Source organism: Bradyrhizobium sp. USDA 4486 (genome assembly GCF_054057995.1).
This window is the reverse complement of sequence record NZ_JBSRZV010000001.1, coordinates 5,898,449-5,910,848: the sequence shown is the minus strand read 5'-3', so window position 1 is coordinate 5,910,848 and position 12,400 is coordinate 5,898,449. Positions and strand designations below refer to the sequence as shown.

The 12,400-nt window shown below is 63.2% G+C and carries 12 protein-coding genes; 5 read left to right on the top strand and 7 right to left on the bottom strand.

The genetic code is table 11. The features are described 5' to 3' along the window. Positions 1–180 precede the first annotated feature (180 nt). Positions 181–699, top strand: a complete 519-nt coding sequence (locus ACVWY3_RS27935) for a hypothetical protein (protein WP_456841333.1) — start codon at positions 181–183, stop codon at positions 697–699. Positions 700–879: 180 nt separating this feature from the next. Beyond that, positions 880–1,296 (top strand): SRPBCC family protein, encoded by a 417-nt coding sequence (locus ACVWY3_RS27930; protein WP_456841332.1) that lies wholly within the window; start codon positions 880–882, stop codon positions 1,294–1,296. A gap of 27 nt (positions 1,297–1,323) precedes the next feature. Here the strand turns inward: ACVWY3_RS27930 and ACVWY3_RS27925 are convergent, their stop codons facing one another. Continuing rightward, complete coding sequence (locus ACVWY3_RS27925; RefSeq protein ID WP_456841331.1) at positions 1,324–2,847, bottom strand: FAD-dependent monooxygenase; 1,524 nt, start codon at positions 2,845–2,847, stop codon at positions 1,324–1,326. Positions 2,848–3,121: 274 nt separating this feature from the next. Further along, positions 3,122–3,505, bottom strand: coding sequence for a cupin domain-containing protein (locus ACVWY3_RS27920; protein ID WP_456841330.1), 384 nt, complete (start codon positions 3,503–3,505; stop codon positions 3,122–3,124). A 443-nt stretch (positions 3,506–3,948) separates the two neighbouring features. Between ACVWY3_RS27920 and ACVWY3_RS27915 the strand changes: the two genes are divergently transcribed. Both ACVWY3_RS27915 and ACVWY3_RS27910 read left to right on the top strand, forming a co-directional pair. Continuing rightward, positions 3,949–4,848, top strand: coding sequence for a Crp/Fnr family transcriptional regulator (locus ACVWY3_RS27915; RefSeq protein ID WP_456841329.1), 900 nt, complete (start codon positions 3,949–3,951; stop codon positions 4,846–4,848). An 854-nt stretch (positions 4,849–5,702) separates the two neighbouring features. Next, positions 5,703–6,020: a hypothetical protein gene (locus ACVWY3_RS27910; protein WP_456841328.1), complete on the top strand. Its 318-nt coding sequence runs from the start codon at positions 5,703–5,705 to the stop codon at positions 6,018–6,020. Positions 6,021–6,201: 181 nt separating this feature from the next. Here the strand turns inward: ACVWY3_RS27910 and ACVWY3_RS27905 are convergent, their stop codons facing one another. The 3 genes from ACVWY3_RS27905 to lepA form a co-directional block, all read right to left on the bottom strand. Then, on the bottom strand, positions 6,202–6,429 hold the full coding sequence (locus tag ACVWY3_RS27905; protein WP_456841327.1) for a hypothetical protein: 228 nt from the start codon (positions 6,427–6,429) through the stop codon (positions 6,202–6,204). Between the two features lie 353 nt (positions 6,430–6,782). Then, a complete protein-coding gene (locus tag ACVWY3_RS27900) occupies positions 6,783–7,577 on the bottom strand; it encodes an alpha/beta fold hydrolase (protein WP_456841326.1) in 795 nt (264 codons plus the stop codon). A gap of 320 nt (positions 7,578–7,897) precedes the next feature. Continuing rightward, the gene (gene lepA, locus ACVWY3_RS27895) at positions 7,898–9,709 is read right to left on the bottom strand and encodes a translation elongation factor 4 (RefSeq protein ID WP_456841325.1); all 1,812 of its coding nucleotides are present in this window, start codon (positions 9,707–9,709) and stop codon (positions 7,898–7,900) included. A gap of 114 nt (positions 9,710–9,823) precedes the next feature. On the opposite strand from lepA, the gene ACVWY3_RS27890 reads away from it, so the two are divergent. Continuing rightward, positions 9,824–11,449, top strand: coding sequence for a glycosyltransferase family 39 protein (locus ACVWY3_RS27890; RefSeq protein WP_456841324.1), 1,626 nt, complete (start codon positions 9,824–9,826; stop codon positions 11,447–11,449). A gap of 94 nt (positions 11,450–11,543) precedes the next feature. Here ACVWY3_RS27890 and ACVWY3_RS27885 read toward each other — a convergent pair whose 3' ends face one another. Then, positions 11,544–11,861, bottom strand: a complete 318-nt coding sequence (locus tag ACVWY3_RS27885; protein ID WP_456841323.1) for an HPr family phosphocarrier protein — start codon at positions 11,859–11,861, stop codon at positions 11,544–11,546. Continuing rightward, positions 11,858–12,259, bottom strand: a complete 402-nt coding sequence (locus tag ACVWY3_RS27880) for a PTS sugar transporter subunit IIA (RefSeq protein ID WP_024339151.1) — start codon at positions 12,257–12,259, stop codon at positions 11,858–11,860. The genes ACVWY3_RS27885 and ACVWY3_RS27880 overlap by 4 nt, the downstream gene beginning before the upstream one ends. Between the last annotated feature and the right edge of the window lie 141 nt (positions 12,260–12,400).

Here is a 12,400-nt window from a genome sequence, read left to right as displayed (position 1 = left end):
TTTCCGGCGTCCGGGCGCACCAATGGCGCGCAAGCCCCGACAAGCCGCGACGAAGGAATGCGCGATGAAGGCCTTGAAAGCATCGATCCGAGTCGCGGTCGCAGCGCTCGTCCTGAGCCCGTCGCTCAGTGCGCCGTCCCACGCCGAGTTCGCGCGAAGACAAGGCCGATTTGACCAGCCATGCGTAACTTGATTCCCGCCACCGCCGAAAATCGTCCGGTTCGCTCCATTCTCGCAGGCCTGATCGCACTCGCCGTCGCGGCGAATGCCGCGCCTGCCATCGCCAGCGAATGGCGTTACGGCTGCCGGGGCGTGCTGCCCAGCGGCGATGCACCGATCATCATCTTCAATCGCTCCTCGCTGATCATGCTGCCGAAGGGCTGGGTCGGCGGGCCGCTGCTTGCTGCGGTCAACGATGAGCTTTTGAGCTCGCGCTTCAGCGCAGCCGACAACAATTCGGGGCTTGCCACGACGATGGTGTTCAAGCGTGACGGTCATCCCGACGAGAAGCTGACCCTGACTGAGACGTCGTCGAAGACGATTTCCGATGTTAACCGTCCGGCCGGCAATCAACCGCGCTCCGAGCAGATCACCACCTACCGCAAGGTTTATCGGTGGGTGAGCGATGGCATCTATCAGGGTCCATACGACATCAAAATGGACTGCATCAATTACGAGCTCTCGGCGCCCCGTCGCTAGCTTTGCCGGGGAATGACAGCTTTCCAACTTTTTTGCGCATTGACGGCCGGGCCATGTCGGCATGGACCGGTCTCGATCGTCTTTATGTCGACACGTCCCGGACGTGCTGGAGATGGACCCGGCGCAGGTGACGTGATTTTGTCGATTCGAGCCGTCAAGGTCGCAACCGGAGCAATGCCCATGAGGATCACCGTCGAAACCAGCGTCGCCGCCCCCATCGATCAGGTCTGGCGTGCCTATACGACGCCTGCCGACATCGTGAAGTGGAACGCCGCGTCCGACGACTGGCACACCACCAGAGCGACGGTCGACCTGCGGGAGGGCGGCGCCTTCTCCTCGCGCATGGAGGCCAAGGACGGCAGCATGGGCTTCGACTTCGCCGGCACCTACACGACGATCGTCGAGCACAAGCTGATCGAATATGCCTTCGGCGATCGCAAGGCCGAAGTCGAGTTCGTGCCCGGCCCGAAGGGCGTCACTGTCCGCGTCGTCTTCGATGCCGAAGCGACCCACTCGGTCGAGCAGCAGAAAGGCGGCTGGCAGGCGATCCTGGACAATTTTACACGCTACGTCGAGGCGAAGCAGAAGGCGTCGTAGGGGCGGGCGCGACGGCGCACCTTCTCATCAATCGGGTTGACCGAACCATCGCACCGTGGCGCGAGCCGCTTCCTCGAGATCGGGCGGCTCCCCGCCGGCCCATGCCACGATTCCGTCCGGGCGCACGAGCAAGGCGCTCAACCCGAGTCGATCCTCAGGCTCGCTGGCAACATGATCGATCCGGCCGCTCCAGCGGCGCGCAAGCGCTTGCAGCGATGGTCGGACGTCGAAGTCCAGCAGCAGCCCTCGTCCTGTCCTGAGCAGCTCGCCCAGCCGTCTGCCACCGGCCAGTACGAAATCGGGCGCGCTGCGGCCCACCAGCGGATGGGCATCGCCGAGATCGTAGCGCAGCAAGACGCCCCAGACGCGCTCGGCGAAATAGGTCGCGCCGTCGCGCGTGCCGATGAGATCACGGATGATCGCCTCTAGCGCGCGCGAGCTCCTGCTCGGACGCATGAGAGCGACCTGGGCGCGCGACCAGTCGAGGATCTGTGCTCCGACCGGCTGGCGCTCAGCCGCATAGGTGTCGAGCAGGCCGGCCGAAGCATTGCCGCGAATGGTCGCGGCGAGCTTCCAGCCGAGGTTCATGGCGTCGCCAAGGCCGAGGTTCAGGCCCTGGCCGCCCAGCGGCGAATGGACGTGGGCAGCATCGCCCGCCAGCAGGACGCGGCGCTTGCGATAGCAGGTCGCCTGATAGGCGCGGTCGGTCCAGGTGGTGGCGAGCCGAAGGGCAATCACGTTTACATCGAGGCCCGAGATCTTGCGCAGCACCGCCTCGAAATGGTCGCGGTCCGGTTCGCTGCGGTGAGCGGCGCCACCGTCGAAGTCGACCATGGCGATCGTGCCGGGCGCCGCATATGTGTACATGCCCGACGCCGTGTAATGGCGGCCCGGCGTGAGCGCGGCCGGGTCGGCCAGCTCGACCAGCGCGGAATAGCCGGTGAATTCCGGATCAGTGCCGGAGAAACCGATACCGGCGGCCTTTCGCACCATGCTGCGTGCGCCGTCGCAGCCGACCAGCCAGCGGCCCTCGGCCATGCCGACAGCCGTTGCAACGGTGACGCCATCGTCCGATTGCGTGAGAGACTCGACGCCGCAGCCGCGCCGGATCTCGACGCCCAGCATCCCCGCGCGCGTGGCGAGAACGGCCTCGATGCTCGCCATGTCGGCTGCGACGCTGCCGATGGGACTGGGCAGGCGATACGGCCATTGCGCGCTGTCGATCTGGTCGTGGAAGAACTGGATGCCGGCGAAATGGCCGCCCGGGCGGCGCTGCTGCTGCATCCAGTGCGCGGCCGCCGGCGTGCCGCGGCCGGCGGCGCGGCGTGTGAGATCGTCCAGCAGGTCGCGGCGATCCAGGCTCTCGATGGTCGGCACTGAAAGCCCGCGCAGCCCGAACGGCAGGTCCTTGAGCGGCGAATGCGGATCCTGCGCCTTCTCCAGCACCAGCACCGAGCAGCCCGCAAGCCTGAGCTCACAGGCCAGGAACAGGCCGACCGGACCTGCTCCGGCAATGATGACGTCATAGGGGATGGTGTCGGGATTTTGCATGAAAAGCTCCGTTGTCGATCTTCGACTGTCGATGTTCGACCGGAGCGTTTCCCGAACCCGAGACCTCACGGACGAACGAGGGATCACCTGACCGGCGACCGTTGTTCGTCGTGGGGATCTCGGGCGCGAGGCCAAAGACCAGAGCTTTCGTTACCGAAAGGACTTGGGCTTACCAGACCAAGTCTGCCTTTTCCGACATGGCCATTTAGCGTCGGAGCGCGGCTGCGTCAACCGCCGGCGGGCCGCGCTTCGCAGAGCCCGTCCATCTTCCGTGCTATTTCGCCGGCGTGTCGTAGAGCGGCTTGCCCTTGTCGACGACGTGGACGGTCAGCAGCCTGAGCGTCTTGTCACCAACGACCTTGTAGGCGCCGTGCGGTACGTCCCGGACGTTCAAGCCGACCGAACCCGTTGGAATCGGCACCTGCTTTCCGTCCGGCAGTTCGATCGTGCCTCCTTCGAGGAAGTAATAGGATTCGTCGTCATGGTGGATGTGCCGGGTCGACGTCTCTCCGGGCTTTATTTCGCTGATGCTCGTGATGATTTCCATGTTGGTGCCGGTCAGATCGCCCCGCTTCAGCTCCTTGCGGAAGGGGGAGTCCTGAGCGCTTGCGGTCGTCACCAACAATGAAGCTAAGGCGGTTGCTACTAAGATCTTCATGGAATGCGTCCTCCCTGAAATAGTCCGTCTCGCCTTTACGCTGCCCAGCTTCGCGGAATTCCCGGTAAACGGCAAGGTTGTCGGCGGGAGGTGCTACATCCGCCATCGCGATTGGTCGGAGACGATAGGGATGCGAACCATTGGCCTGATCGGGGGCTTGCTCCCTCTCCCGCAAGCAAGCGGGAGAGGGAGCCCAGTGCCGATGCCGCCGCATCGTGCAAGCCACATGCGATAGCCCTGCCCGTCAGGGCGATGATTTTGCCAGGGCTCAATCATCAACGAGCTGCCTCCCCATCAGGGCGATGGTCTGCTGAGCGGCAATAGTATGATTTATGCGAGCTCTCGCGAAGATGTCGGTGAGCTGTCCGCAATGATCCGTGCTTGATCTCGACAGATGGCTCTGTTTGGATGATCTTGTTTGGTAACGCGTATTTCGGGTCATCATGGCAGATGAAGCAAGTGGCGGCCGTCGCCCATTGGGTGTTCCTTCGCACGAAAGCATCGCGACCGTCCCCCGGACTGGTATTGATGGAAACCGGCTGCTGGCGGCGTTGCCGCCGGCGGACCTCGCCTTACTGACGCCGTACTTCCAGAAGGTCTCGTTCGCACCCGATACTGTCCTGGTGCGATCGGGCGATGAGCTCGACCCGGTTTATTTTCCCCATAGCGGCGCAATCGCCTTCATGCTCGATATGCCCGACGGGCAGTCGGTCGCGACCACCTTGATGGGACGCGAAGGCGCGTTGGCCTCGTTCTCGGTGCTCGGCCCGTCGCTTTCGTCCGTGACCGCGGTTGCTCGCGTGGCCGGCACAGCATCGCTGATTTCCGCCGCCAAATTCCGGGCTGCCTACGCGCAGAGCGCGGCGATCAGGAATGTCGTGCAGGTTCACGCCCGCGCGGTGTTATTGCAGCTCCAGCACGTTGCCGCATGTAACGCGCTGCACCGGGTTGACGGGCGCATGGCGCGGTGGCTCCTGCAGCTTCATGATCGCCTTGCCGATGACCTCCTTCCCGTGACGCAGGAGGCGCTTGCGCAATTGCTCGGAGTGCGTCGCCCGACAGTGACCCTGACGATGAACAGGTTGCGCGCGGCCGGCGCCGTCCCGTCCGACCGGCGCGGGTTTATGAAAATTGATCGGGCGCGGCTCGAGCGCGTCGCATGCGATTGTTATGCGCTCATGCAGCACACCATCGACCGGATGTATTGTCAGGAATTATCGGCGGCCCAGCCTGCCCAGCCGCCGTTCCGGCAAAGTGCCATCGCCGCCTCCCATGGAGCGGGTGGTGAAGCAGAACCGTTTCGCGGGCGTGACAATCGAGAGCAGAGCCTGCAATCGCGGTGATCGTCCGTCGGGTCGTGGCGAGGCGCTGTCTGATCAACGCGGCACGCACGGTGCGCTACAGCCCGAAGCCCCGGCTGATGTCCCGTATAAGACTGAGCGCGGCCTCGGTATTGCGACCATAGAAGAGCGCTCGGTCGAGCTGAGAAAAGATGCCCATTCCGAACAGCGCTATAGCAATGCCTCTAAGCATGGTTGTGGACCGGGTTTGAACGATGCTGTGAAGTTCAAAACGGCCCCAGCCGCAGGATGGGGGTAACAGCCGGGGCCGGCATTCCCATTCCAATGTGCCGCAATCGGCGGTGGGCGGCACTCTTCAAGTTAGGCACACAGAGCCTAACAAACTATGTTGTTCGCATTCACCCTGCGACGGCCGCGGCTGGTTGTGTGATGCTAGGCTCTCGATGAAGCGGTGACCCAGCCGGACGATGTTCGAAACCATCGAGCGCCGCATCATCGGCCAAATGCTCCCAATACTCAGCTTCGGCGAGCAGCTTCCAACTTCGATCAGGATGACGCATGGCTGTCTGACGGCATAATAGTGCCATCGCGCGCAGGCGACCCGCAGTGTCCATCTACTCCTCCCGTTATATTTTTGTTGATTACACCCTATTTTCTTTTTTTGCGTCGGAGTCATTACGATTATGACGCAAAACTAATTTTCACTTTCCAAGCGCGATTCGACTTTCGCTACATCTTCGAATTGCATTCCGAGCACGACCCGGCGCAATCCAGTGCCAAGTCGCTTTGCCGACCCTACGACCGATCGCAAGATGCGCCTTTCGGCAATTGCGTTGGAACAAGGAAAACCTTGGGAAGTTCGCGTGTTCAGGGGGAGCAAGCCGTGGAGGATGAACATGCGAACAGCAATTCTCGCGTTGATCGTCGTTGCCGGAAGCGCAATGACCTTCCAGGCAACGGCCCAGGAGCAAAAGGCCGCCCCCAGTGAACAAACCAAGCAGGAGATGCGGCGCGATGTAGACCAAGGGCCCAAGGCTGGCGAGCCAAACGAGCAGATGCAGCGTGATGCGGACAAAGGGATCAAGACCCGCAACTCCGGAGAGTCCGGATACGTAGCCGATCAAGACAAGCCAGGTGCTGCGGCGCATGCTCCGGGTCGACCGGGAGGTGAGCAGACCACGGGTTCGGCTGGCCAGACCAGCGCTCCGAAATAGAATTCTTGGCTCGTAGCTCGATGGGTCGAGCGGCTTGTCCGCCGTAGCTCGAAAAGCGAAGGCGGAAGCGAAACCCATCGAGCTTCATGCTCCCGATTGGATCGAGGTGACAAGGATGACCAGGTATTGCGTACCCGCGCCGGGGCCATGGGTTTCGCAAGAGTTCAACCCATCCGAGCTCTCAGATGACGGCTGCGGCCAGCAGGGAAGCGCCACCAAGTGCGACCAGCACGAGGCCGGGCCAGTTCGATTTGATGCCGAAGCCGCCGCCCGGCGCTGTAGGTTCCAGCGTGTCAAGTCCGGAGCGAAGTCGCTTGGTACCGCTCAGCCGGCCTCGCCAGATCGGCTGAAATGCCATCTGGAGCACGCCGACCAAAACAAGGAGCGCACCAAGCCATATGAGGGTCATGCTTGTCTCCTGCTCAGTCCACAGCGAGAGCTTGCTCCACGCGGAAGCCGCCGCCCCTTCGAGCAGCATTCGTCCGGCTCGCGCACGACCGGCCGTTCATCATCCCGGTGCCCGTCACCGTCGGAAACGTCACCCAACCTGGATGGTTCCTCAGGCGCAACTTGATGGGACGGGCGGAGTTCGGATGGGTCGAGCGGCTTGTCCGCCGTAGCTCGAAAGAGCGAAGGCGGAAGCGACACCGTCAAGCTTCCTGACAATCGAATCGAGCTACCGACAATGACGAATACCGCGCCGGCCAGTCAGGCGATGGGCTTCGCAACAGCTCCACCCCATCGAGCTTGGTCAGACCGGTCTCAAGCTGCTTTGGTCAACACCTCGGTCAACCATTCAGGCTCGACGATCATGACCGAGTGGCCGGACGTCGTGTTTTCGAGGACGGTCCAGGAACTGTCCGCCTTGCACTCCGCTGCCGCTTTGTCCATGGCGGCGAGCTGGAATCTCGGTAAGCGGATATAGGTTTTCTTGGCGACCTTTTCGCGTGCTCCCGAAAGCTTGACTGGCTGCAGGAATGTGCCGATGGGGTGTGGAGTGACCTTCGACAACACCCAGGCAACATCCTTCGGATCGTTGAATGCATTCGGAGGCAGCGCTTTGGGAGCCGGACGGCTGATCGCGCCCTCTTCGATCGGGAAGGAGACCAGGTCTCGAAACGACTGGCCGTCCGCGGGTTTGATCGCATCGACCCAGACGATGGACGACACCCGGCTTCCGATGCGTTCGAGCGCGCCCGATGCCGGACAGCCGCCATAGGAATGTGCAACGAGGCAGATGTCCGTCAGGTCCTCCCATTCGACGAGATTGGCGATGTCGGCGATGTGCGTGTCGAGGGTGATGTCCTTGTTCAGAAGGTGTGAGCGCTCCGCCAATCCGGTCAGCGTCAGCGGATAGACGCGATGCCCCTGCTTTTGCAGGCGTTCCGTGACGCGATGCCAGGACCAGGCGCCGTAATATGCGCCGGGGACGAGCACATAGGTTCTTTGGGTCGATTGCGCGCGGGCCGGAGTGACGAATGCGCTTGAGGCCAATGCAGAGGCCGAGCCTGCTGCAGCGCCAAGCAGCCTGCGCCGCGTGATGCTTGAACGGACCATGAAATAACTCCGTCGGGTTGAATGATTGATGCTTGAAACATGCACGTCCCTGAGCGCGCAGGGGCATTCCGGAGAAAATGACGACCAACGCCACCGGCAGTCGAGATGCTACGTTGCGATGAGCGCGCGCATCACACACCCTGCGATGCTGCCACCATACGCCTGTTTTGCCCGACGGAGCAAATGGATTTCGTAAAATCGAAAAAGCGCAATCCCGCCAAGGGGCGGCTACTGTGCATGGGGTTGTTTTCGCAACTTGTTTGCCGGCCGGGGACCGGCTGTTGCCCGGCCCGGAGACGGGGTCCGTCCCACCTCCCGGCTCAGCTATCCACCTTCAGCGCGGCGATGAAGGCTTCCTGCGGGATGTCGACCTTGCCGAATTGCCGCATCTTCTTCTTGCCTTCCTTCTGCTTCTCCAGAAGCTTGCGCTTGCGCGTGATATCGCCGCCGTAGCACTTTGCGGTGACGTCCTTGCGCAGCGCGCGGACCGTCTCGCGCGCGATCACCTTGCCGCCGATCGCCGCCTGGATCGGGATCTGGAACATGTGCGGCGGGATCAGCTCCTTCATCTTCTCGACCATGGCTCGGCCGCGCCCTTCGGCGCGGGTGCGGTGGACCAGCATCGAGAGCGCATCGACCGGCTCTGCGTTGACCAGGATCTGCATCTTGACGAGGTCGGCCGGCTTGTAGTCGGTGAGATGATAGTCGAACGAGGCGTAGCCCTTGGAGACCGACTTTAGGCGGTCGTAGAAGTCGAACACGACCTCGTTGAGCGGCAGGTCGTATTTCACCATGGCGCGCGAGCCGACGTAAGTGAGCTCCTTCTGCGAGCCGCGGCGGTCCTGGCACAGCTTCAGCACGCTGCCGAGATATTCGTCGGGCGTGAGGATCGTAGCCTCGATCCAGGGCTCGTCGATCTCGGCGATCTTGACCACGTCGGGCATGTCGACGGGATTGTGGATCTCGAGCTCGGTGCCGTCGGTGAGCTTCATCTTGTAGATGACGCTCGGCGCGGTCGCGATCAAGTTGAGATCGAACTCGCGCGACAGCCGCTCCTGGATGATCTCGAGGTGGAGCAGACCGAGGAAGCCGCAGCGGAAGCCGAAGCCGAGCGCGGCGGAGGTCTCCATCTCGAAGGAGAAGCTGGCGTCGTTGAGGCGCAGCTTGCCCATCGCGGCGCGCAGCGTCTCGAAGTCGTCGGCATCGACCGGGAACAGGCCGCAGAACACCACGGGGATCGCCGGCTTGAAGCCCGGCAGCATGTCCGCGACAGGCTTCCTGTCGTCGGTGATGGTGTCGCCGACGCGGGTGTCGGCGACTTCCTTGATCGCGGCGGTGATGAAGCCGATCTCGCCGGGGCCGAGCTCCTCGACCTGCTGCATCTTCGGCGTGAAGAAGCCGACGCGCTCGACGTCATAGGCCGCGCCCGTGCCCATCATGCGCACGCGGCTACCCTTCTTCATGACGCCGTCGACGACGCGGATCAGCACGACCACGCCGAGATAGACGTCGTACCAGCTGTCGACCAGCAGCGCCTTCAAGGTCGCGTCGCGATCGCCCTTCGGTGGCGGCAGGCGGGTGACGATGGCTTCCAGCACATCAGGCACGCCGAGGCCGGTCTTGGCCGAGATCATCACTGCGTCCGAGGCATCGATGCCGATGACGTCCTCGATCTGCTGCTTGATCTTCTCGGGCTCGGCCGCGGGAAGATCGACCTTGTTCAGGACCGGGACGATCTCGTGATTGTTGTCGAGCGCCTGGTAGACGTTGGCGAGCGTCTGCGCTTCGACGCCCTGGCTGGCGTCGACCACGAGCAGGGAACCCTCGCAGGCCGCCAGCGACCGCGAGACCTCGTAGGCGAAGTCGACATGGCCGGGCGTGTCCATCAGGTTGAAGATGTAATCCTTGCCGTCCTTGGCGCGATACGACAGGCGCACCGTCTGCGCCTTGATGGTGATGCCGCGCTCGCGCTCGATGTCCATGGAATCGAGCACCTGCTCCTTGCCCGCCATCTCGCGGTCGGAGAGCCCGCCGGTCATCTGGATCAGGCGGTCGGCCAGCGTCGATTTTCCATGGTCGATATGGGCGACGATGGAGAAATTGCGGATGTTGGAAATGGGGGCGGTCGTCATGGGCGCGGGATACCACTCACATCCCCGTGCGGCAACCATATTGCTGTATTTTCAGGGTCTTTGTTCACGCCAAGCTGATTCCAAGCGAGGCCAAAACGCGCTAGCAAGCGGGCCATGTCGACCACCTCACTTCCCACGGCCAGAGCGCGGGCGAAGACCCGCTTGAGTTACAACCGCTTCCGGTCCTGGCTGGTCGCCTGTGCGATCCGCCCCGAGGCGCGGCTGTGGCTGGTGATGCAGCTCGCCATCCTGCATGCGGTGCTCTGGACCTTCATCCTGATCAATCTCAAGGCAGCGCAGGACGTTCACATGGACGTCGCAGAAGCCTACGGTTGGGGTCAGCAATTCCTCTGGGGTTACGGCAAGCACCCACCGCTGTCGGGCTGGATCGCGGGGCTCTGGTTCAAGGTGTTCCCGGCGGCGGACTGGGCGACCTACGCGCTGGCGATGGCGACCGTCGGCGTCGGCATGGTGATCTGCTGGCTGGTCGCCTTGCGCGTGGTGGATGCGCGGCGCGCGTTCCTGGTCGTGGTGATGGTCGCGCTCTACCCGATCTTCAATTTCAAGGGTTTCAAGTACAACGCGGACTTGCTCCAGCTCGTCACGCTGCCGCTGCTGGCGCTCGCCTATCTCGACGCCTTCGAGAAAAGAACGTGGCAATCCGGCATCTGGCTCGGCCTCGCCGGCGCGCTGGCGCTGATGACGAAATACTGGGTGTTGACCATGATCGGCGCCATCGGCCTTGCCGCGCTGATTCATCCCGAGCGGCTGCGCTTGCTGTCCTCGCCGGCGCCGTGGGTGGCGATCGCGACCATGGTGGTGGCGATGATCCCGCACATCGTCTGGCTGGCAGAGGCGCATTTCGTGCCGCTGACCTATGCCGGCGACACCTACAGCCTCGATGATGCTGGCCTCGTGCATCAGCTCGTGGCCGGCTATGCCCTGCACAATGTCGCGCTGCTCGCGCTGCCGGTGGCGCTCGGCGCGCTGGCGATGGCCCTGGTGCCGCCTTGGCTCAAGCTGCTCGTGCGTGCGCCCTCGCGCATCGTCACGCGGGCCTGGGCGCGCGGTGAAAATCCAGGCGTGAATCTTTCGCAGGCGCTGAATGTCTGGATCGTCCAGATCATCGTCGCGGTCGGCCCGCCGCTCGGCGCGCTCGCCTTCAGGATCTACATGAAGACGGACTGGGGCATCTCGCTGTTCTTCCTGGTGCCGCTGGCGCTGGTCGCGATCCCGGTGCTGCGGGTGCAGAGCGCGGTGCTGTTCAACATCGCCGCGATCTGGCTCGTGCTGAGTGTCGCGACGCTCGTAGCCTCGCCCTGGATCGCCGCGCGCGAGATGGCGGCCAATGCCGGCAACGCACAGATCTATGGCGCGCGCTCGGAGCTCGCGCGCGAATTGACGCAGGCCTGGCACACCCGCTTCGGCTCGCGCTGGGCCGTCGTTGCCGGCACGATGGAACAGATCCAGCCGCTGGTGTTCTACAGCCCGGATCATCCGGCGGCGTTGATGCCGCTAGAGGCCTGGGACTCCGGGCTGACCTCGCGCGAGAACGCCAAAAAGGACGGCTTCATCGGCGTGTTCGACCCGACCGACGGCCGCCTGCCGGCCTTCGAGAAATGGGTGTCCGAAGTCGCGCCGAACGCCGAGCGCATCGTGATGACCACGCGCCGGTTCACCCACGGCAAGGCCGGCCCGTCGATGAGCTGGAATATCTACATCGCCCCGCCCGGAAAGTGACCGAAGGTCATTCCGGGGCGATGCGCAGCACCAGACCCGGAATCTCGAGATTCCGGGTCTAGTGCTGTGGCACCATCCCGGAATACGGTGCGGCTTAAACCCCTTCTTCGTTGAACTTGCTCTCGACGAGCTCTGTGATCGCGGCAAGCGCAGCTTCCGCCTCAGAACCCGTCGCCGCGACCGTGATCGTCGTGCCGGGTCCCGCCGCCAGCATCATCAGGCCCATGATCGAGGTGCCGCCGACGGTCTCGCCGCCGCGCGTCACCCACACTTGCGCGTCGAAGCGCTCGACCGCCTGGACGAACTTCGCCGAAGCCCGCGCATGCAGGCCGCGCTTGTTGATGATCAGAAGCTCCTTGGAGATCGCGCCCGCGGGCACGCCCGTCCCCGCTTGTGGCGCCTCTTCGCTCATTTGCCGGCGAGCACGCGGCTGGCGATGGTGACGTATTTGCGGCCCGCTTCCTGGGCCATCGCGATTGCGTCGGGCAGCGAACGCTCCTCGCGCACCTTGGCAAGCTTCACCAGCATGGGAAGGTTGATGCCTGCGAGCACTTCGACCTTGGGCCGGCTCATGCAGGAAATCGCAAGGTTGGACGGCGTGCCCCCGAACATGTCGGTGAGGATCGCAACGCCGTCGCCGGAATCGACGCGGTTAACCGCTTCGATGATGTCGCTTCGGCAGAGATCGGAATCATCTTCGGCGCCGATCGTGATCGCTTCGATTTGCTTTTGTGGGCCCATGACATGCTCAAGCGCTGCCTTGAATTCGTCGGCAAGGCGCCCGTGGGTCACAAGTACTAGACCAATCATCGGAAAACTCCTCGCGGGCGCTTTTGGTGCACCGCACGAACGCGCCACTTTGACCATCCAGAGCCCCCGCGCAAGAGGGGATGTTGCGTATCTCCCTGAATCTAGACGGATGGATGAGGGGAGCTGCGCCGGTCTACTCGG